The sequence below is a fragment of the Legionella longbeachae genome (genome assembly GCF_004283175.1).
In the GTDB taxonomy this organism is placed as follows: Bacteria; Pseudomonadota; Gammaproteobacteria; order Legionellales; family Legionellaceae; genus Legionella; species Legionella longbeachae.
In genome coordinates this window covers 108,651-129,689 of record NZ_RXNW01000004.1, presented here as the reverse complement: position 1 = coordinate 129,689, position 21,039 = coordinate 108,651, and the positions used below count along the sequence as shown (strand labels likewise).

Sequence of the window (21,039 nt, the reverse complement as noted above, 5' to 3'; positions counted from 1 at the left end):
TTGCCTGGGTTTCACTTTCACCCAGACAAAAATGTTAATGTCTCAAAATACATACCCTAGAGATCATCATAGTATTGTTTTAAGGCTTGCTGTACTTCCAAATTAAGCTTACCTGAATTTGGATCTATAGCGCTTACGGTATCACCAAGATAACCAATTGCCCAGAAAAAGAGGTTATTTGTTTCCATATTATCTTGTAAATAAGGCATCAATGAATTTGTAAAAAATGCTTTTCCTTTTGCAGTTTTCCAAGACGCTTCACCAAGAACAACAGGATAACCTGCTTTATATAAAAAACCCCATGACCAATCAAAACGTAATTGGCTTGCCATACCAGGCGAAGTTTCCCATCCAGCAACTTCAGCAGGATATACATGAGGTGAAAATACTAAATGGCTATTTTGAGCTTGTTCATCACCCATTAACCACTGCAAAGCAGATTGGTTAATTCCCTGCTGAACCAACTGATCCTTGAATTTAACTGCGTCAAAAGTCGCGATTCCACGTTGTGCCAATTGCTCATCGAGCAAAGGTTTAAAATCTTCACCCCAATTGCCTTTAAAGAAAACTCGCTCAAGACTACCGCACAACGAAGGATCGGGCGAATGGCTATATCCATTATCATCGGGTACTTGAGATTTAGGAACACAAATAACTGGATTATTTGAATCATCATTACCAGAGTCTGGGCCTTCCACAAATAACAATAAATCAGGATTATTTTTTTGCACTGCATTTGCAGCAGTTGCAATAACTTTTGTCCAAGGTACTTGAGAATCGTGGGGTTTAAACCAATTCAAACGATAAGGCTCATTGAAAATATCAATGCCTAGAACATTGTCTAATTGACGATCTTTAATTTCTTTAGCTAAAAAAGCGATATCTTGAATATATTGCGTCATGTCATAAACAGTTCCATCACGCATTGCATCACCATATCCTTGACGGTGATGGATATCAATCATTACTCTGATATTGTTCTTTTTAAATTCTTGTAAGACAATCCAAAAAGCCTGCCTTGGGCTAACTGCCTTTTCACAACCACTTCCATTGCTCTGCCAGGTTTTACAAAAAATACCATTACCGGCACTTGGTTTGGCTTTATCTGAAAGCCACTTATTCAAATCTACTTCACGCTGATCATCATAAAGCACTTCGGGTTGGATTGGTAAGCGTATGGTTTTAAAAGAGACCGCTGAGCTTTTATCAACCCCTGATTCAGGAAATTCCCACGGTTTACTGATTAAATCCATCATGCCAAAAGATCTAGGATTCGATTGAAGGGATGGAATTGCATAAAAAGGGTTGCTTTGTAATCCTTGAAGAACATTTGTATCTTGAAATCCAGACCATGATAATCCATCTACATGAACAACCTGGCCTTTTTCATCATATATTTTACTCTCTCGAGTTTGGTAGGAGTATGCATCCAATGCAAGTATTAATAAAGAACAACAACCTAATACTTTCATTTTTTTCATTCAATAAACCTCCGAATTAATGTTTAGACAAACGCAAAATGCACGTAATTTAACCATTGGAACATTATTTTACACAAGCAATTGTATTAATTTTGCTAAATTTTAACAAAAGAATAACAAATCGAGAGGTTAAATGAAGAATAACGAGGTCCTTTTGGCATAATAGCAGCACATGCCGCCAGCCCAACAGACCTCTATTTGAGATTTTGGAAAAAAATAATGACTTAACCTATACGGGCAAAGCGACGGTCATTTTCATAAATTGATTGTTTGACCAACTCATCCATATCTGCACTTGGCTCACAGGACTGGTAAGCTGTTTTTAATGGAGAAATATCTACTGTTGTTTTAGTCACATCATTTTGTAAATACCCATCGAGATTTCTAAAAGTAAGGTATTTATCTATAGCAAACTCGTGGCATTGTGCCATAGTCTCATCTTGGCATATGGAAAACTTAATTAAATGTTCTGCGTGAAATGGTTCCTGGCTTTTTGAAAAAACATATTGCAAGTCATAAAGCAAACTATCAGCACCAGCGCAAAAATAATAACCTGATTGGAATTTATTGTTCTCGAATATATCGCTACGAATATATCGACCTTCTCCAGGTTGTAAACCTGAAAGAGTCACCGTATGAGCTGCTATTTCTTTAGGACCATTAGCAAAAGCCAAGCCGGTTAAAACAAAACCTAATAAAATCGAGGTTACTTTCATCATTCTGTTTTAGCTCCTAATGTGAAATAAATATTCCTTACATGTTTATATCCTTAAACCATACCAAGGAACAAGAAAAATTAAGAGGCATTGACTATTATCTACGCGACATAAATCGAGACAAGTAGATGTATGGAGATAAATTAGCAACAGCCCTTAATAATTGATAACTTTAACAAATTTTTTAGCACTAATGAATTTCAGCACAGCATTATACCCTATTTCATACGATTAGTGTAAAAAATTATAAATTAATTCGGATTTTGATCGAAAAAATGCTCACCGCTGAGCTTAATATAATCTTTTTGCTCAAAAAATTATCTTCGAATATAAAAATAACTAGTTGATTTCATAATAAAAGAACTTTTCTATTGAAAAAAAATAAGTTATAACATTCTTACCATAGCTTATGGATCATTAAGCAACCAGGATGTAGTAGCAGCATGACGCTGAAAAATATTTTTTCATGGAGTGAGAAAATGAACAGTAAAGTATTTTCGCAACGTTTCAATCGCGAATTAGCTTCTTTAGGGTTCCCGGAAGAGTTAACTGAAAAAACAAAAGCGGTATCTAAGGTATTTGGTGTTTCACGTCATTTAGCAAACTCCTTTATTTTTGGTCACATACTTCCCGGAGATGATCAGCTCAACAAAATCGCTGAAATATTGGAAGTTTGTCCTCAATGGTTAGGTGGTGCCAGTGACCGTAAAAGAACTTATCTAAACCGCGAGACAGCAGATAGCATATCTTAAAAACAGTAACTAAGGCATTTTTGCATCCATTGACGCCATTTGAGATAATTACTGAAATTATTATATACTATATAAATAATCTTGCTGTATCTAATCTTAATTAGAGCTGATGCAGCAAATTATTTCCTATATATCTTTAAATGCTTTGAGTTCGCGGATTATAACCATCATGGAATGCTTAAGTTTTTGTATTGGTAAGTCAATTGATTTAACACGTGTAGATAATTATTTTAAAAACGCTTCGGGTAAATTTACAGCGATTAAGACTCGCGATGTACTGAAGCTAAGTGCTAATCATAATAAAAATCATACCGTATTTATTTTTAAAAACGGCGCTGTAGTTTCTTGGGGAGTCAAACGTTATCAAATTAACGATTATTTGAATATTGTTAAAAGCCTCATTGATAAACCTGTAGCTCTTTTGGTCCATGATGAATTTCATTATCAATATGGTAGTAAAACTACTATAGAACCCCATGATTTTTTTGATGTAGATTGTTTAACGATCGAAGATGACAGTGATGAGTTAAAACTTAGCCTGTCTTATGGATTTTCTCAATCAGTTAAGTTGCAGTATTTTGAAACCATTATTGAAGTGCTGATCGAAAAATACAACCCTATGATTCAAAAACTTTCTCTATCAGGTGAAATGGAAATTAGTCGTACACAAATACAGCAAATTATTGGTGAAATTCTTGGCGCGAAAAGCGAAATGAACTTAATTAGTAATTTTCTTTATCACCCAAAATATTTTTGGCAACATCCAACATTAGAAGAACACTTTACGATGCTTGAACGCTACTTGCACATACAAAGACGCGTCAACGCAATCAATCATCGTCTCGATACTCTAAATGAAATCTTTGATATGTTTAATAACTACCTTGATAATCGGCATGGCCATAATTTGGAAATAATCATTATCATTTTAATCACTTTAGAAATTATTATTGCGGTTCTAAATTTGCATTTTTAATCAATTAATAAGAGCAAATTTCGTTAAAACCAGCTATTCTTAACAGAAATAGTTACGATTAACAAAATTATGCTAAGTAATACAAATCAACTCACTGAGGATCAACTTAAGGATCTAGAACAATTAAAAGCCATCTGTAAAAAAAGCGATGGCAGTGTTCCCAATTTATATACTCATTTATTAACCCAAAAAAGAAACTTTCCAACTATTTTGTTGAACTATGAAAACCAAAAATTAATCGGTTTCTTAAGTGTTTATTTTTTTTATGATGATGCCGTAGAAGTTTCTCTGCTTATACATCCATCTTTTCGTCGCCAGGGTATGGCTAAAAAATTGCTTCGGAGTATTTTACCTCTTATAAAGGAACAAAATTTTTTCAAACTAATATTTTCAAGTCCTGCTCATTTAAATCACCATTGGCTACCTGATCTTGGATGTTCCTATATGCATAGCGAATACTACATGGAACGTAATGATTTAAGCCCTTTGCTCGATTATAAAAAGGACTTAACTTTTCGTACCGCAACCCTTAAAGATATTCCTTTTCTTTGTGTTCTGGACGAATCCTGTTTTTTTAAAAAGCAAGCAGAATTAATTCCACGTTTCGAACACATACTCGGTGATAGAAACTATCAAATAATACTCGCTTTTGAAGACAACCATATCGTTGGGAAAGCCCATTTACGTTGGCAAAAGGATGGAGCAACACTTTCAGATATTGCTGTATTACCCATCAGACAAGGGAAAGGATTGGGAACCGCCTTGATAGCGCACTGTATTAATTTTGCATTAAGTGAAGGAAAACCACATCTTAATCTCGATGTGGAAACACATAATCAAAAAGCACTTAACCTATATTCTCGTCTTGGTTTCCTCACGCAAAATGCATGTGATTATTGGGAAATTGATCTCTACCAATTGGAAAAACTCATAAAACAGAAACGTGGAAATCAGGAAGAGTCTAAAGCAGAGGATAAGTAGGATTGCTGGGTTTAGAAGGATGATTGTCAGTGAATAAACCGATTGTCCTTAAGTGATGCTTTATAAAAACACCAATCTTATAAATATCTTTAGGACTGTAATAAGACTCGGTTGCTAACAAAATCTATAAGATCATCATTCATTTTGAGTTTACTAGATTAGCTAACGGTAGTAATAGGGGCTTAATAAGGGTTTACTCAAGATAGAACTTGACAAAATTTAAAGCCCACCTTTAGTATTGGACTGAAAAAATGGAACAATTCAATTCTCATTCATTTTTTATACGTATATTTAAGAACGAGTTTGCTGTTGATAAAAACTAAAGGATCATTAATGAAAAAAAGGGTTGTAATAACCGGTATGGAGGTAACTTCTTCCATAGGAACTGGACTCAGCAAATTCTGGGCGGCCGCAAGTCAAGGACAGTGCGGCATAAAACGCATTCAATGCTATGATCCTTCTCCTTATCCAACCCAAATAGCAGGTGAAATAACTGACTTTTCATTAGAACATCTTCCTGAATTGAATAAAAACAAGCGCTACGTGCGTGTAGCCCAATTTGCCTTATATTGCACAAACAATGCATTATTACAGTCTGGGCTTACTGAGCATGAATTACGCAAGGCAGGAACATACATAGGTACAGGAATGGGAGGTTATCCTGAATCGGAAACAAGTTATAGGATGTTTTTCACCAATAACTGGAAAAAGATGCAGCCTTTAACTGTAATTAGAGGGATGCCCAATTCCGTTGCAAACTTCATTGCCATTGCATTCGGGATCGGCGGGCCCAACTCTACAATTTCAAATGCGTGCGTTTCATCAGCTGATGCTATAGGCGCAGCATACCAACAAATTTCTCAAGGCATCATTTCTACGGCTATCTGTGGAGGAACCGAAGCGCCACTTTGGGAATCCATGATGTCTGCATGGTGTAAACTTAAAGTGATGTCTATTAATAACGAGAACCCAACAAAAGCTTGTCGTCCATTTGATCTTAATCGTGAAGGAATGGTCATGGCAGAGGGTGCTGGAATTTTAGTCCTTGAAGAATTAAGCCAAGCACTGGCAAGGGGGGCTCCCATTTTTGCAGAAATCATCGGCTTTGGTGCCAGCTGTGATGCGTTTCACATCACCGCCCCTTCTTCTGAAGGGCAGCAACGCGCTATCCAGGCAGCTTTGGATGATGCAAGAGTTTCACCTCAAGATATCCAATATATAAAAGCACACGGTACCGGAACTACTTTAAATGATGCAACTGAAACTCAAACCATTAAATCCATATTCAGGGAAAGAGCCTATGAAATTCCAATCACTGCGCAAAAGGCAATGATAGGCCACTCTATAGGTGCCTCTGGAGTGATGGAGATTATATCCTCATGCTTGAGTCTACAACATAATCTATTACTACCAACAATCAATTTAGAAACTCCAGATCCGGTGTGTGATCTTGATTATGTCCCTCATAAGGCACGTGAAAAATCTATTGATATTGCATTATCTAACCATTTTGCCTTTGGAGGCGCCAATACTGCTTTAATTCTACGTAGGTATGTACGCTAAAAATAGCTTACGACAAATGCAGGATTGTTAGCACGAATATTTTTCAAGCAGCTTTGTTGAAAACTAACGTTTTAAAACTAAATCAGCGTTCGAAGAACGTCACCTCTTCGCGAATCGCCGCCTCTTAATCACATCTGCGACCATACCCCGCCGGTTCATCCGCGGGGTTTAGTGTTTTAGTGCGGCGCTCTTGGATTTTGCCAACACTTAAAACATATAACTTAAGCTAAATAACAATTCTGTAGTGTATAAATGAGGCATGCCTGGGCCTTGATTAAGAGTAGCCCCATCCCCACCCAAATAATTTTTTCCCCAGTCGGCAAATTCAGCACCCACACCTACTTGCCAATTGGGAGTTAACATCTTCTGGATACCTGCCCCCAGAGTATAAGAAAAAGCAACAACACTGCTGGTGCCAAACCAATATGTAGGGAAAAGAACAGGATCTATTGTTGTAGAAGAATAATCATGGGAATGGTTCCAACCGACACCAAAACTTCCGCTAAGATATGGTTGTACGGTTTGAAATCCATTGGCAATAAGTTTACCCTTCATTTCTGCACGAACATGGCTTACCCTATACTGATAAGCATAAACATTGGGAATGCCGTTGACATTAACCACCCCAGAAAGATAAGCGTCACTAGCTGCTGCAACGCCAAGACCCAATTGCCCAATGATATTAGTTGTGCCAATAAAACGCTGTAACCCAAAAAAGATCTCACCTGTACCTAAAAAATCAGATTCTGAGTCAGCAATATAATAGTTAAACAATGGTGCGGGATAAGGATAAAGGTATTGATCTTTTCCAGGATCAGACCATGCAGGCCCCCCACTAATTGTAATAATCGATGACCATACTTGAGGTATTACTGGAGCATATGGGTCTACGGCAAAAACATTCATGGAAAATAAAGCACAAAACGCCAAGACTACTAGTTTTTTAAACATACCTATCCTTTTGATTTTTTTACATTAAATCCTGAGGTCTGTACACAGTTGCCCCCACTTCCTGCATGCGCACTTCATGCGCCCCTGCTGGGCCAAGCCCAATAGTGGTACAAACAAGTTCGAATTACCTAAAACATGAACAAAAACCCGGGTTGCAGGAAGAAAAACAAACCGCCAACAACCCCTAATGCAGTCCGATTAATTTTATACAATATTTAGGCTCGATTTTCTATACTTCACTTATTCTACAGTAAACTCAATGAGATAAAATCAAGTCGCCTAAACCGTGGCATTGAAGGTTTCTTGGGTATATAATCAGCTATTTTACAAAAAGGCCAACAAATGAGTTATTCACTATCTGATATAGCAAATAAGGTGCATGGGATAGTCATTGGTGATGACTCGATAAGAATTTCTTTCCTATCACCTATCGATGAAATTGCTCCTGGAAGCTTGGTATTTGCTGATAGTATTGAAAATGTAAAAAAAGCAGAAGCATCTCAAGCAGCTGCTATACTTGTAAATCAGCAGGTTTCAATTTCCAGCAAACCCCTAATCCAAGTAAAACATCCATTCAATGCATTTATAGCTTTAATACAAGAATTTAATCCCCCCCCAAAAATCATTCCGAATATTCATCCTACTGCCGTTATTGGAGAAGGAGTGCAATTAGGAAATGAGGTATTTATAGGTCCTTATGTAGTGATTGAGGCCGGAAGTATTATAGGGAATCACTGTGTGCTGAAAAGCCATATTCATGTTGGGCATGAGGTGATCCTGGGCGACCATACTACCATTCACCCCCAAGTGACTATCTATGATAAGTGTCGAATTGGATCCAGGGTAACCATTCATGCATCTACTGTTATAGGTTCTGACGGTTTTGGTTATACATTTATTGATGGCAAACACCAAAAAGTTCCCCATGTTGGGCATGTTGTTATTGAAGATGATGTAGAAATAGGTGCAAATACGGCAATAGATCGCGCGACAATAGGTTCAACCGTTATTGGCGAAGGAACTAAAATTGATAATCTAGTCCAAGTAGCCCATTCGGTTAAATTAGGGAAGCACAATATTCTTTGTGGATTTACAGGTATCGCTGGAAGCACTACCTCTGGAAATAATGTTATTTTTGCTGCAAATGTTGGTGTCAGTGACCATGTACGCATTGATAATGGTGTGGTATTGGGGGCACGAACAGGTGTGCCACCAAATAAGCATTTGAAAGAAGGAAATATTTATTTGGGAAACCCTGCTCGTCCCAAAGACCTTGCTATTCAACATGAGCTTGGTGTTAATCGCATTCCCTTAATGCGTAAAAATATTAAAGCGCTTTCAGAACAAGTTGATTTGTTGAAAAAGCAACTGTTAGCTAAAGAAGAGGCAGAGTAACTATGACATCTTCCCCATTGATTCTCGTTGATGGCTCATCCTATTTTTTTCGTGCATTTCATGCACTTCCTCCTTTGACTAACTCAAAGGGACAGCCTACAGGAGCAATCTATGGGGTTGTCAATATGATTAAAAGACTCATTAAAGATTATCAGCCTGAAGAATTGGCCGTAGTCTTTGATGCAAAAGGAAAAACATTCAGGGATGAGTGGTATCCTGAGTATAAAGCACATAGACCGCCCATGCCTCAAGAGCTTAGCTCACAATTTACCCCCCTAATCGAATTATTAGAAGCCATGGGGATTCCCATTCTAATTATTGAAGGCGTTGAAGCAGATGATGTAATCGGAACTTTAGCAACACAAGCCACCGAACAAGGTGTGTCCGTTGTTATTTCTACGGGCGATAAAGATATGGCACAACTTGTCAATGAGCATATCTCACTAATTAATACCATGAATAACTCAGCCATGGACATTGAGGGAGTCAAAGAAAAATTTGGCATTATGCCCAGTCAAGTCATTGATTATCTAACCCTCATTGGTGATAGTGTAGATAATGTTCCAGGAGTAACCAAATGTGGCCCCAAAACAGCCATTAAATGGCTCACAGAGTACCAATCTCTTGATAATCTCATCAGAAATGCAAATCAAATAGGCGGTAAAATAGGTGACTATTTACGTGAAAGCATACCTCAGCTTCCCCTATCTAAAAAATTAGTCACTATTAAAACAGATGTAAGCTTACCTTTGCGCTGGGGCGAGTTACAGCCCAAGACTATGAATAAAGAACGCCTGATTGCATTAATTCGGGATTTAGAGTTTAAAAACTGGCTCAAAGAACTCTTAAGTGAGGAAGAGTCTTATGACAATAACGAAAAACAAGTACCAGTGTCATTTGAACTAATCACAACGAATCAACAGTTAAGTCATTGGTTAAACCAATTGGAAAAATGTGAAGCATTTTGCATTGATACAGAGACAACAAGCCTTGATGTTATGATGGCAGAAATTGTAGGAATTTCATTAGCAATCGAGGAAGGCAAGGCAGCGTATATTCCTTTGACTCACGATGATGGCAGCCCACAGTTACTGCGTGAAGAGGTATTAACCGCTTTAAACCCCATTTTGGAAAACCCTACCATAAAAAAAATCGGCCAAAATCTTAAATACGACTATTCTGTTTTGAGAAATCACGGCATTACGTTAAAAGGGATTTATTACGACACCATGTTAGAATCCTATGTCCTCAACAGTGGTTCGGGTCGTCATGATATGGATTCCCTTGCTTTAAAATATTTAGGACATAAGACGATAAGTTATGAAGAAATTGCAGGCAAAGGAGCAAAGCAACTTCGTTTTGACCAGATCCCTGTAGAGAAAGCCGGGGCTTATGCTGCAGAAGATGCTGATATTACGTTGCAACTCCATCATAAACTCTATCCGTTAATCCCAGAGTCGGTACACCATGTTTTTGGCAATATTGAAATGCCATTAGTGACGGTACTTGCAGATATGGAACGAATGGGAGTTCTTATAGACTCCGCAACCCTAAAGCAACATGGGGAACGCTTAAAAGAACGCATCAGAACCCTGGAAGAAGAAGCATTGCATCTAGCAGGCAAGCCCTTCAATTTAAACTCACCCAAGCAATTACAAGAAATTCTTTTTGATTCGCATAAATTGCCTATTATTGCAAAAACACCTACAGGACAACCATCAACAGCGGAAGCCGTGTTACAGGAATTAGCCTATGATTATCGTCTTGCCGCTGTAATTCTTGAGTATCGTAGTTTAACCAAGTTAGTTTCTACATATATTGATGCCTTGCCTAAAAAAATTAATCCTAAAACAAATAGAGTACATACCTCCTATAACCAGGCGGTCACGGCCACAGGTAGACTTTCTTCGAGTGAACCCAACTTGCAAAACATCCCTATACGCAGTGAAGAAGGAAGACTGATTCGCACCGCATTCATAGCACCTGAAGATAATATTATTCTTGCGGCAGACTACTCCCAAATTGAATTACGGATCATGGCGCATTTATCACAAGACGAGAATCTGCTCAAAGCATTTGCTAACGGTTGGGATGTTCATGCGGCAACAGCTAGCGAAATTTTTCAAATACCCTTGGAAGAAATAAATAATGAACAACGTCGCCGAGCCAAGGCGATTAATTTTGGGTTGATTTATGGAATGTCTTCTTTTGGTTTAGCAAAACAAATTGGGGTAGAACGTCAAGATGCGCAATATTATATTGACACTTATTTCCAGCGCTATCCTAAAGTGCTGGAATACATGAATCGCACCCGTCAACAAGCGCATCATCAAGGTTATGTGGAAACCTTATTTGGCAGACGTTTGTATCTACCCGAAATCAATGCACGTAATTTAATGCGGCAAAAAGCCGCAGAACGAACTGCTATTAATGCCCCCATGCAAGGAACTGCAGCTGATATTATAAAAAATGCAATGATTTGCATCGCAAAATGGCAAAATTCTCATGAAAAGCCCCCAGCAAGAATGATCATGCAGGTACATGATGAATTGGTTTTTGAAGTAAATAAAAATGCAATCGAATCAAGCAAAGAAATGATTCGTGAATTGATGGAGCACACCGTTACACTTTCTGTTCCACTCGTTGTTTCCATTGGCACAGGTGCCAATTGGGATGCCGCTCATTAGATCCATATCTGTCTCAATGGGCACTCTTATGTGTGTTGGGTTGCCCAATAAATATTTAATGCATCACCGTATTCAAGAGGTTTAATAATTTGACCTCTGACATTTAAGTCTTTGGTTGCAATTTTATCTTTTGTAGTATAGGCATTCGTTAAAATAAATACTTCTACAAAAGCTAATGAAGGCTCTTGACGGATTATCTTAAGTAAATCGATCCCATTTACCTTGGGGATATTAATATCGAGAAGAATCACCTTGGGGTGTATTTTTTTTTCTCCTTCATGGCCAAATAATTTATTTAATGCTTCCTGTCCATTAGAAGCAATTTCAATAGCACAGGATTCTTTTACTTTTTTAAATAACCGTTGTGCACCCTGGGCATCAACGATATCATCCTCCACATATAAAATATCTACAGTATTTTCCTGGGGTTTCATAATCGTCCTCCTGTTACACTTTTCCCATATCCACATCGCCCCTAAGCCAAATAAAAATTTAAGGTTTGTTGACGATTCTTATGCTCCCTACGTCTGCGCTTTATGCGCGAGATCCATAGGGATGAAACTATTTGAACCAAAATTAGGTTCTTGCAAAGCTGGATGCTGCACATAGAGCGCAACACATAGACAGTGGGAACCAATTGTCAACAGACCTTAGAAAAATATCTAAAAATCTGAATCATTAGCGACTCTCTTTATAATTATAGTATTGCTTACGTCCACAATGATTATTTTATTGCCTATAATTATATATAAATATAAACTTGAGGGACCAGTTATGTTTCAATTTGATCAGTCCATTAACTTAATGCTAATTGATGATGATGAAGTTGATATTCAAGACATAAAGAGAACATTTCAAAATAATAATATTAACAATCCACTTCACGTAGCAACTAATGGATTGGATGCATTAAATATGTTATTGGGAAAGGCAGGTGAACAAAAACTGCACCCTACTCCTAAAATCATTATTTTAGATATCAATATGCCTAAAATGAATGGCATAGAATTTATGAAAACCATACGCGCCAATAATCAATTAAAATCATTGATGATTTTTATTCTTACTACCTCAAATAATGAGCAGGATAAAATAGATGCATATAATTTAAATGTTGCCGGATATATCATAAAACCCTTCCAATTTTCAGATTTTAAAGAAGTAGTGAACGCCTTGCATCACTATTGGAATCTCCTGGAATTTCCACATGACAATCGGAATTGATAAAATACAACATTAAAAATGTGAAGATTTTTTAACGGGTTGTAGGAGCGACAAACCTTACAATAATTTTCAACTTGTACATAGGTTATTCGTTACCTAAATTCCCTTAAGCATATCCCCTTCGCTAAATACAGCAAATTGCATCCCTAATTATCGACTATAATTTTCTTGACGTATTTTGGCCACGTAAATGACATGGTAGTGCCATGGCCTACATGAGATTGAACCATTACTTTTCCACCTTGAGATTCCACAATTTTCTTTACGATACTTAAACCAATTCCTGTGGCTTCTAATTCATCTCGAGATTTAAGGGTCTGGAAAACCACAAAAATTTTATCAAAATACTCAGGATCAATTCCAGGACCATCGTCTTTCACTGTAAAAAGATAAAATGAACCCAATGTATCAATATCAATTGAAATAGTTCCATTTTTTCGATGATGATGTTTTATACTATTTCCAATTAAATTGGAAATTACTTGAATTAATGGAGTTTTAGCTGTTTCAAAAATGGGGAAATTTTTGGGATATTTAATCTTAAATCGACCATCTGGATTTAGACTGTCAACAATATCCTGTAAAATTTCTTGGGTATCTACGGTTTCTATATTTAAATCGACCCTGCCTGCTCGTGAATATTGCAATATCCCATCAATTAATTTGGCAAGGCGAATCGATCGTTTACGCAATAACATCAAATTCTCTTTGGATTTCTCATCGAGCTTATCTTTATTATCCTCCTCGATCCAACAAGCCAACCGTTGTATTGCCCGCAAAGGGGCTTTTAAATCATGTGAGGTAATGTAAGCAAACTGTTCCAACTCCTCATTACTCTTGATAAGTTCATTTTCGATTCGTTTCGCTTCAGTAATATCCCTGGAAATCATCGCATAACCAATCGGATTATTTTCATCATCTCGGCGTATTGATAAAGTAACCGAAGCAGTGAAGCGTGATCCATCCTTACGGACACGTTCAAAAATACCTTCTGCTTTTCCTTCTTCCAAGGCTTCTTGCATAAACTTTTCAACCACTCCTGACTCTATATCTTCAGGTGCATGCAACATGCGAATATTTTTTTTATGGATCAACTCATCTGCTTTATAACCATAATTACAATGGGCCCCTTCATTCCATAATAAAATGGTCCCAGGGAGATCTGTGCCCACAATAGAATATTCAATCGCACTTTCCAAGATACTTTGCAGGATGCTTTTCGTATAATGAGCTTCTGCTTTAAACATTTGTTCCTCTAAATCAAGGACGCTTTTTCTTTTCTTAGCGTGACCTTTTTTTCCTTTATTTGATTTTCCATTTGATGAGTATCGTACACTCATTTCTTGGCTATTTTGATCTTTCTGCATTTCAAAATTTAATTGGTTATATTCCATTATATTTCCTTCCTAAAAATTGGACTTTTCTATTGCGCATAAAACTAGTTACTATAGTAATTATAGCTCAGAGTTACTTATAACTTATTAATTCAGTATAGATAAAAGTGTTTAATTTTTTAAATACAATCCATACGGTAACTGGTATGTCGTTGAGAGCCTATGGCATGAGAGAATGGTTTGGCTATTTTTCCAGTTAATTCATCAAAATAATATTCGACAGTTTTACGAATATCATTCGGGCTAACTGTTTTAGACCAGGAATTAAATTCATTAATTTTACGGTTATTCTGCATAAAAACTTTGGCAAATGCTCCGCGCATAAACTCTGAATCTGACCAGGCGATAAGAGGGAGATGGGGATGTTTTTGTAAAAGAATCGCAGCAAACTGCGGACCATGAGTAGATAACTCATCGATTAAATTCAACTCACCGTCAATGATAACAAGATCAGGTACATGATTGTCTATAGCCGATAAAGCATCTTGGCTATTATTTTCCACAATTACTGAAACTGAAGGAATAACTGTCTCTAATATTCGAGACAAACAAAATGCATTAAAAGCATTATCTTCAATAATTAATACATGCATCACGTCAAGACTCCCTGTTAGTTGCGGTTAAGTATAAAGATCAAACCTTAAGGAACACTTAAGAAACAATAAATATTTATGTGCTTTTTGTGGTCTTCAATAAAAACTCTTAACTAAAGCAGTCAAATTTAAACCCATTCAAAGCGAGGACTAATAAAGTTATTCTTAAAAAGAATGAAATAAATACAATCATATAGTAAAATTTAAATGCTCAATGTGTATTTATTGCTGGATAAGTTAAAAATTTGGGGCAAATCATGGAGGATATAAATGAGAATTTGGCTCTTGATGGCAGTTGGAGGAGTGTTGCTGCTTTCTTTAAATCAGACTCACGCACTTAATAATAGTAATATTCTTGTTAATTTTTCTCAACTCGTTCAAGCTATTGAAAATGGGGACAATGTCCGGGCGATTATTCATTTTGACAATTGTCTTGTGAAAGAATCGGCCTCTCAAACTCAAAAAGAAAGAAGATTAGAAGGAGCAACTACTCGATTTAACTTTACCCATTTTTTTCATGCCCAAGAGAAAATTAATGATCAATTAATAGATACTGTGACCACATCTATGAAAATTTTTATAGAACGTCCCTCAGGGGAACTCTTAACTTTCTCTGGTCGTTTAAGTGTTTTTGAGGATAATACCGCAACACTGCATTTGGATTTCTTTAATCCTATTTTGCATAAACACCAACTGGTTCTCGACTGGCTTTGTACTATCAGTAACGGCGAAGATGATAACGGTTTGGTATTATTCAATTTTTTTTAGCGCTTAGATAAAGAGAAGAGGGTATGAGGATAGGCTGGGGAAATGAAATTAACTACCCCCCTCAGCCCATCCTTTACAAGAAACATATTTTCTTTCAAGTTACCCTAAAATCTTCTGTCTCAATATATAGGCCAGGCTTTAACTCAAGCGGTAAAGATAAACGAATCTAGTGGCCGCCCCCCCCTTCACCACCATAACCTTTCGCATTATCTGGTATTGTCTGATTCGTTGCACAGGAACTAATAAATGGGGAAATTCCTATTAGACAGCCAATAAGAATCATTCTCTTTAAAAATTTAATTGTTTCCATTGTATTCCTTATTTAACGTGGGTTCGACGCCAAAACACTTCCATGCCTGACGTCCCTAAACGAACGTTATCCTATCAAGCTTGCCCCGGGAGAAAGAGGAGATGCTTAGCCTTTATATGGGATCCAGTTCTAAATAAAATCAGTCCGATATAAAACATATATGCTTATTTTATATATGCTCATAATCAGAATTTATACATCAGCATCATGAGCCAGCAAACGTCTATTAGCACGAAAATAAGTTACAGGAGAGTACTCTAATAAATCAGATAATTTTTCCATATAAATACACGCAAAGCGATCTACCTGATAAGCAAAGTAGCTTTCTTCTGCTCCTGCCCGAAAAACTCGTTCCCATTTGGGATTAAAATAGGTTTGTTGCTCTTTGATTAATTTTGTAAGCAGGGCATCGATTCGACTTATCTCTGCTTGTAACTCTCGAAGTTCTTTATTGTGCTCTTTAGAAGCACCTTCATCAATAATTTTGGTATATAAATTTACATATTGTTTTTCTAAATCCTTTTTAATTTCCATAGCTTCCGTTATTTTTTTCTCTACAGGAATAGCTTGGGTCTGGGCTGTAATTTCTTCACCAAGCTCTTCAACAACCAGTGCCGTTCGCCAATTACAATCTTTTTTTAACCTTAGGATATCACCATAGATATGATCACCAATATAAAGAATTTCATCGCCACGGATATTTAAGTCTTCAGTGAATTTCTTAGCATTACCTCCTTGATACACGCCAGGGACAATAGCTCCCATTGTATTTGTCATCATACCTGTACCCGGATTAACAGATAAAAAGCGAAGATTATCGTAAAAAAAGCGTGGTTTATTTGCCAAAGTAATAACATATTCAAATAAATCAACCCAGTGCTCCCCTTTTTTTAAAAAGGGGTTTATCGCATATTCGAGTAAAAGCTTTGTGTAAGAATAATCTGAATTAGTCAGAATAAATATTTTTTTGCCGTGATGGATGAAATGCTTCAACCCTTCAACCACAGCTCGTTCCTTTATCACATAAGTAGGCAAATTCTTACTGATAATCGATTTTAAACTCCCATCAGAATGGACCTTATCGACACAAAACTGTACGTCAACAGCCATCGTTTGATAACTAGGCATCTGTTCGGGATACAACGTATCTTTTAATTCAACCAACTGTCCATATAATACACAAAAGGCTATTGAGAATGCAGTATCTATGGCCATATAGTTAGGATCACCTAAATCGACATAAATACTTCGATAAATTTTTTGCTGCTCCGAAAAATTGATTAATTTGGTGCCATGATAACTTTGCCGGATTGCACCATAACGACTTAGCTTTAATATATTACCGTTTTTTCTATCAATCACTAACCCACGAATTGCATCACGATAATTAAAATTCAATTTTTTAATAGGTTCAGGGTAGTGTTTTACTTCGACCAATTGCTCTTTAACGAGCTGATAAACCAAGGATTCAAAATTCTCAGAATGGTAACGAATCAAAGTATGATCCATATCTAGGCCAATCATCTTGATTTTTTTCATATTGAGAATTCTGTTTACATAAACTTTATGCTCATTCATTAACGAAAACCTGCTTGTGTTTGAGATTAATATACAATCCACGTAGATGTAAGGCATTCCCGGGATTTATTATTTTACCCAGGCCACGATTGCTATTTCAGTCGCTTCACTCCATCTTGAGACCCTAATAAAATCACATCCGCTATGCGATGAGCAAATATACCATTTTCGACAACACCCGTTATGCGATTAATACGCTCTTCCAAATCCATAGGCTCATTGATTGTAAAATTAAAAACATCGAGAATAATATTGCCATTATCGGTTACAAAACCCTCTCTATATTCTGGATCACCACCCAATTTTACGAGTTCCCGGGCAACCATGCTTCTTGCCATTGGAAGTACTTCAACTGCTACAGGAAATCCCCCTAAATGGCGCACTTGTTTTGAATCATCCGCAATGCAAATGAATTTTTGAGCGAGTTGGGCTACAATTTTTTCGCCGGTCAAAGCTCCCCCCCCTCCTTTTATCATCTCACCATGCTCAGTTACTTCATCAGCACCATCAATATAAACTGGCAAGTCCTGTACTGAATTTAAATCAATAACTGGTATCCCTTCTTGTCTTAATAAAGCTTCGGTTGCTTTAGAGCTCGCAACACAAGCATCGATTTTATGCTTAATAGTAGCCAGTTCTTTAATAAAGTAATTAACTGTAGAGCCTGTGCCTACACCAACAATTGTGTCATCCTCAATAAAATCCAGCGCCGCTTTTGCAGCTTTAATTTTTAAATCACTCATAAAAAACCACTCCCTTTTCTTTGCCTTAAAATTTCATATAAAGAAACACCAGTGGCTACAGAAACGTTTAAACTATCAACACTACCCAACATAGGCAAAGAAAATAAACTATCACAGTTCTCACGTGTCAATCGACGCAATCCTTCTCCCTCCGCGCCTAAGACTATCGCAATAGCGCTGGTGCAATCTGTTTGATACAACGTACCTGTTGCCTCTCCTGCAGCACCATAAACCCATACACCGTGTTCTTTTAAAAGTTTGATACTACGTACCAAATTGGTCACTCTAACTAAAGGTACAGACTCAGCTGCACCACATGCAACCTTACTTACCACTGGAGTAATACTGGCACTTTTATCTTTAGGGATCATCACAAAATCAACACCTGTTGCATCAGCAGTACGTAAACAAGCACCTAAATTATGAGGATCTGTGATCCCGTCCAAAATAAGGATTAAAGCAGGATGTTTACTGGACTCTAATAATGCAAGTAAATGCGATTCATTATATTCCGGTAATGAGGAAGCACAAGCCACAACTCCTTGATGGGTAAAATCAGCAAAACGTTGATTCATTTTGTGCATACTTACTTTTTCGATATTAATATTCGCTTGCATCGCTTTATCAATTATTTCCTGCAATCGGTTATCCTCTCGATCAAGACTGACATAGAGTTTTTTGGTCATTCGATGGGGGTTAGCTAATAAAGCAGATACCGCATGTAATCCATAAACGTACTGATCACTCATGGCTTATTGTGTCCTCCACAGGCTCAAAATCGATTTTACGCTCATCTAAATCAACACGCGCCACTAAAACGGTCATTTTGTCACCCAAACAATATACCTGGCCACCGCGAGTTCCAGTCAGACGATGTTTTACGGAATCAAAAGTATAGTAATCATTTTTTAAAGAGGTTACATGCACCAAACCTTCGACATAGATTTCATCAAGCTCAACAAAAATTCCAAAACTGGTTACAGCAGAAATCCGACCTTTAAATATCTGCCCTAATTTATCTTGCATATATTCACATTTTAACCAAGCAGTAACTTCTCGAGTCGCTTCATCGGCACGACGTTCTGTCATTGATGCATGTTTACCTAAACGATTCATATCTTCATGGGTATAAACAAACTCATGAATTGGATGATTATCTAGCAAATGACCTAATGCACGATGAATTAATAAATCAGGATAACGCCTGATTGGTGAAGTAAAATGGGTATAGGCAGAATAGGCCAAACCAAAATGTCCTTCATTCGCTTCAACATATTGTGCTTGTTTTAATGAACGTAACATGACTGTTTCAATAAGATGTTTATCAGGGCGGTCTTCAATGGTACTCATTGTACGCTGAAAATCTTTGGGTCCAGGTTTTTTGCCTCCACCTAATTGCAATCCCAATTCACCTAAAAATTGCCTTAAAGCGGTAATTTTATCTTCCTCAGGTGCTGCATGCACACGATACAGGGTAGGGATTTCTGCCTTTTCTAAAAAGCGTGCAGTAGAAACATTGGCTGCCAACATACATTCTTCAATTAATTTGTGGGCATCATTGCGGACCACTGGAACAATACATTGAATTTTTTTGTTTTCATCAAATTCAATTCGTGTTTCAGTAGTCTCAAAGTCCATTGCACCACGAAGCTTACGAGTAACCAATAAAATGTGGTACAAATCATGAAGTGCACACAACGTCGGCCATAATGAAGAATGGGATTCATCTGCCTGCCCCTGTTCAACCCATGAACCAACCTGATTATAGGTTAAACGTGCATGGGAATGGATAACCGCGCGATAAAAACGTGAACGTGATATTTTTCCCTCGCGACTTATTGCCATCTCAGAAACCATGCATAAACGATCCACATGAGGGTTGAGAGAGCAAAGTCCATTGGACAAAGCCTCAGGGAGCATGGGAATTACTTTGCCTGGAAAATAGACAGAATTACCACGACGAGCGGCTTCCTTATCCAATGCTGAATCTTGCCTCACATAATGACTCACATCAGCGATAGCAACATATAATTGAAAACCTCCTTTAGGCTTTTTATAACAATAAACAGCATCATCAAAATCTTTAGCGTCTTCACCATCTATAGTAACAAAAGGAAGATTACGAAGATCGGTGCGACCTTTTATTTGCTCATCAGTAACTTGCTGTGGAATTTTAGCCACTTCAACACGCACATCTTCCGGCCATTCAAAAGGAATCCCATGTGCATAAAGAGCAACTTGAATTTCCATGCCTGGAGCCATATGCTCACCTAATACATGGATGATCTTACCTATAGGCTGAGTGCGTTTACTGGGAAAAGCAATTAATTCAACTAATACGATTTGCCCATTTTTGGCACCATTCACCATTTCTTGGGGAATTGAAATATCTTGCGTCAAATGTTTACTGTCTGGTAAAACAAAACTGACTCCATGATCCGTAAAAAAACGACCCACAACAGTAGCATTAGCATGTTCAATTACCTCATGGATCTTGGCCTCGGGCCTGCCTCGACGGTCTATCCCGGCTTGGTAAGCAAGAACTATATCTCCATGCATCACTGCCCGCATTTCTTTAGCGGACAAAAACATATCTTCTGAGCCATCATCAGGAATAAAAAAACCAAAACCATCCGGATGTCCCTGCACAGTACCTCGAGATAGATTAATTTTTTGCATCAGACAAAAACGCCCGCGCCTATCTTGCATGATTTGTCCATCACGCAACATAGCCTTCAACCTAAATCCCATTGACTCTTGTTTACGCTCATCGCTTATATGCAATTTATCAAATAATCGATTGCGCGACATCGGTTTTCCATATTCATTAAGAATTTTCATAATGAATTCACGACTGGGCACGGGATCGGTATACTTTTCACTTTCCCGTTCGTAAAAGGGATCTTTTGATTTTTTACTCAACTTTC

The 21,039-nt window shown here is 37.3% G+C and carries 19 protein-coding genes; 8 read left to right on the top strand and 11 right to left on the bottom strand.

The window, feature by feature from the left end; all coding sequences use genetic code 11:
- Positions 1-56: 56 nt before the first annotated feature.
- Together EKG34_RS05265 and EKG34_RS05260 are read right to left on the bottom strand one after the other, a co-directional pair.
- Positions 57-1,481, bottom strand: a complete 1,425-nt coding sequence (locus tag EKG34_RS05265) for a cellulase family glycosylhydrolase (protein ID WP_003634151.1) — start codon at positions 1,479-1,481, stop codon at positions 57-59.
- 224 nt (positions 1,482-1,705) lie between these two features.
- Positions 1,706-2,200 (bottom strand): hypothetical protein, encoded by a 495-nt coding sequence (locus EKG34_RS05260; RefSeq protein ID WP_003634148.1) that lies wholly within the window; start codon positions 2,198-2,200, stop codon positions 1,706-1,708.
- Positions 2,201-2,676: 476 nt separating this feature from the next.
- Here EKG34_RS05260 and EKG34_RS05255 point away from each other — a divergent pair, with 476 nt between their 5' ends.
- From EKG34_RS05255 to EKG34_RS05240, 4 genes are all read left to right on the top strand, one after another.
- Positions 2,677-2,949: a hypothetical protein gene (locus EKG34_RS05255; RefSeq protein ID WP_003634147.1), complete on the top strand. Its 273-nt coding sequence runs from the start codon at positions 2,677-2,679 to the stop codon at positions 2,947-2,949.
- A gap of 169 nt (positions 2,950-3,118) precedes the next feature.
- A complete protein-coding gene (locus EKG34_RS05250) occupies positions 3,119-3,925 on the top strand; it encodes an RMD1 family protein (protein WP_003634146.1) in 807 nt (268 codons plus the stop codon).
- A gap of 69 nt (positions 3,926-3,994) precedes the next feature.
- A complete protein-coding gene (locus EKG34_RS05245) occupies positions 3,995-4,906 on the top strand; it encodes a GNAT family N-acetyltransferase (RefSeq protein ID WP_003634143.1) in 912 nt (303 codons plus the stop codon).
- 333 nt (positions 4,907-5,239) lie between these two features.
- Positions 5,240-6,469 (top strand): beta-ketoacyl-[acyl-carrier-protein] synthase family protein, encoded by a 1,230-nt coding sequence (locus EKG34_RS05240; protein WP_003634141.1) that lies wholly within the window; start codon positions 5,240-5,242, stop codon positions 6,467-6,469.
- Between the two features lie 207 nt (positions 6,470-6,676).
- Here EKG34_RS05240 and EKG34_RS05235 read toward each other — a convergent pair whose 3' ends face one another.
- Positions 6,677-7,420 (bottom strand): outer membrane protein, encoded by a 744-nt coding sequence (locus EKG34_RS05235; RefSeq protein ID WP_003634140.1) that lies wholly within the window; start codon positions 7,418-7,420, stop codon positions 6,677-6,679.
- Between the two features lie 342 nt (positions 7,421-7,762).
- Here EKG34_RS05235 and lpxD point away from each other — a divergent pair, with 342 nt between their 5' ends.
- Together lpxD and polA are read left to right on the top strand one after the other, a co-directional pair.
- A complete protein-coding gene (gene lpxD / locus EKG34_RS05230) occupies positions 7,763-8,815 on the top strand; it encodes a UDP-3-O-(3-hydroxymyristoyl)glucosamine N-acyltransferase (RefSeq protein WP_003634138.1) in 1,053 nt (350 codons plus the stop codon).
- 2 nt (positions 8,816-8,817) lie between these two features.
- Complete coding sequence (polA, locus tag EKG34_RS05225; protein ID WP_003634137.1) at positions 8,818-11,502, top strand: DNA polymerase I; 2,685 nt, start codon at positions 8,818-8,820, stop codon at positions 11,500-11,502.
- Positions 11,503-11,528: 26 nt separating this feature from the next.
- On the opposite strand, the gene EKG34_RS05220 is transcribed toward polA, so the two are convergent.
- The gene (locus EKG34_RS05220; RefSeq protein ID WP_003634135.1) at positions 11,529-11,936 is read right to left on the bottom strand and encodes a response regulator; all 408 of its coding nucleotides are present in this window, start codon (positions 11,934-11,936) and stop codon (positions 11,529-11,531) included.
- 340 nt (positions 11,937-12,276) lie between these two features.
- On the opposite strand from EKG34_RS05220, the gene EKG34_RS05215 reads away from it, so the two are divergent.
- Positions 12,277-12,726: a response regulator gene (locus EKG34_RS05215; protein WP_003634132.1), complete on the top strand. Its 450-nt coding sequence runs from the start codon at positions 12,277-12,279 to the stop codon at positions 12,724-12,726.
- 146 nt (positions 12,727-12,872) lie between these two features.
- On the opposite strand, the gene EKG34_RS05210 is transcribed toward EKG34_RS05215, so the two are convergent.
- Positions 12,873-14,120: a sensor histidine kinase gene (locus EKG34_RS05210; protein WP_003634130.1), complete on the bottom strand. Its 1,248-nt coding sequence runs from the start codon at positions 14,118-14,120 to the stop codon at positions 12,873-12,875.
- A 119-nt stretch (positions 14,121-14,239) separates the two neighbouring features.
- Entirely contained in the window at positions 14,240-14,713 is a 474-nt protein-coding gene (locus EKG34_RS05205; RefSeq protein ID WP_003634128.1) for a response regulator, read from the bottom strand.
- A 270-nt stretch (positions 14,714-14,983) separates the two neighbouring features.
- Between EKG34_RS05205 and EKG34_RS05200 the strand changes: the two genes are divergently transcribed.
- Positions 14,984-15,481 (top strand): hypothetical protein, encoded by a 498-nt coding sequence (locus EKG34_RS05200; protein ID WP_003634127.1) that lies wholly within the window; start codon positions 14,984-14,986, stop codon positions 15,479-15,481.
- 166 nt (positions 15,482-15,647) lie between these two features.
- Here EKG34_RS05200 and EKG34_RS18180 read toward each other — a convergent pair whose 3' ends face one another.
- From EKG34_RS18180 to rnr, 5 genes are all read right to left on the bottom strand, one after another.
- On the bottom strand, positions 15,648-15,791 hold the full coding sequence (locus EKG34_RS18180) for a hypothetical protein (protein WP_041819198.1): 144 nt from the start codon (positions 15,789-15,791) through the stop codon (positions 15,648-15,650).
- A gap of 192 nt (positions 15,792-15,983) precedes the next feature.
- Positions 15,984-17,369 (bottom strand): HAD-IG family 5'-nucleotidase, encoded by a 1,386-nt coding sequence (locus EKG34_RS05195; protein WP_003634123.1) that lies wholly within the window; start codon positions 17,367-17,369, stop codon positions 15,984-15,986.
- A 92-nt stretch (positions 17,370-17,461) separates the two neighbouring features.
- On the bottom strand, positions 17,462-18,112 hold the full coding sequence (gene rpiA, locus EKG34_RS05190) for a ribose-5-phosphate isomerase RpiA (protein ID WP_003634120.1): 651 nt from the start codon (positions 18,110-18,112) through the stop codon (positions 17,462-17,464).
- Positions 18,109-18,861: a 23S rRNA (guanosine(2251)-2'-O)-methyltransferase RlmB gene (rlmB, locus tag EKG34_RS05185; RefSeq protein ID WP_003634117.1), complete on the bottom strand. Its 753-nt coding sequence runs from the start codon at positions 18,859-18,861 to the stop codon at positions 18,109-18,111. The genes rpiA and rlmB overlap by 4 nt, the downstream gene beginning before the upstream one ends.
- Positions 18,854-21,034, bottom strand: a complete 2,181-nt coding sequence (gene rnr / locus EKG34_RS05180) for a ribonuclease R (protein WP_003634115.1) — start codon at positions 21,032-21,034, stop codon at positions 18,854-18,856. Before rnr ends, rlmB begins: the two co-directional genes overlap by 8 nt.
- Positions 21,035-21,039: the final 5 nt, after the last annotated feature.

Coding starts and splice junctions, on each gene's coding strand:
- EKG34_RS05210 (WP_003634130.1), bottom strand. CDS start 14,120: ATGGAATATAACCAATTAAATTTTGAAATGCAGAAAGATCAAAATAGC.
- EKG34_RS05255 (WP_003634147.1), top strand. CDS start 2,677: ATGAACAGTAAAGTATTTTCGCAACGTTTCAATCGCGAATTAGCTTCT.
- EKG34_RS05235 (WP_003634140.1), bottom strand. CDS start 7,420: ATGTTTAAAAAACTAGTAGTCTTGGCGTTTTGTGCTTTATTTTCCATG.
- EKG34_RS05240 (WP_003634141.1), top strand. CDS start 5,240: ATGAAAAAAAGGGTTGTAATAACCGGTATGGAGGTAACTTCTTCCATA.
- polA (WP_003634137.1), top strand. CDS start 8,818: ATGACATCTTCCCCATTGATTCTCGTTGATGGCTCATCCTATTTTTTT.
- EKG34_RS05260 (WP_003634148.1), bottom strand. CDS start 2,200: ATGATGAAAGTAACCTCGATTTTATTAGGTTTTGTTTTAACCGGCTTG.
- EKG34_RS05220 (WP_003634135.1), bottom strand. CDS start 11,936: ATGAAACCCCAGGAAAATACTGTAGATATTTTATATGTGGAGGATGAT.
- EKG34_RS05205 (WP_003634128.1), bottom strand. CDS start 14,713: ATGCATGTATTAATTATTGAAGATAATGCTTTTAATGCATTTTGTTTG.
- EKG34_RS05215 (WP_003634132.1), top strand. CDS start 12,277: ATGTTTCAATTTGATCAGTCCATTAACTTAATGCTAATTGATGATGAT.
- lpxD (WP_003634138.1), top strand. CDS start 7,763: ATGAGTTATTCACTATCTGATATAGCAAATAAGGTGCATGGGATAGTC.
- rpiA (WP_003634120.1), bottom strand. CDS start 18,112: ATGAGTGATTTAAAAATTAAAGCTGCAAAAGCGGCGCTGGATTTTATT.
- EKG34_RS05245 (WP_003634143.1), top strand. CDS start 3,995: ATGCTAAGTAATACAAATCAACTCACTGAGGATCAACTTAAGGATCTA.
- EKG34_RS05195 (WP_003634123.1), bottom strand. CDS start 17,369: ATGAATGAGCATAAAGTTTATGTAAACAGAATTCTCAATATGAAAAAA.
- EKG34_RS18180 (WP_041819198.1), bottom strand. CDS start 15,791: ATGGAAACAATTAAATTTTTAAAGAGAATGATTCTTATTGGCTGTCTA.
- EKG34_RS05250 (WP_003634146.1), top strand. CDS start 3,119: ATGGAATGCTTAAGTTTTTGTATTGGTAAGTCAATTGATTTAACACGT.
- rlmB (WP_003634117.1), bottom strand. CDS start 18,861: ATGAGTGATCAGTACGTTTATGGATTACATGCGGTATCTGCTTTATTA.
- EKG34_RS05200 (WP_003634127.1), top strand. CDS start 14,984: ATGAGAATTTGGCTCTTGATGGCAGTTGGAGGAGTGTTGCTGCTTTCT.
- EKG34_RS05265 (WP_003634151.1), bottom strand. CDS start 1,481: ATGAAAAAAATGAAAGTATTAGGTTGTTGTTCTTTATTAATACTTGCA.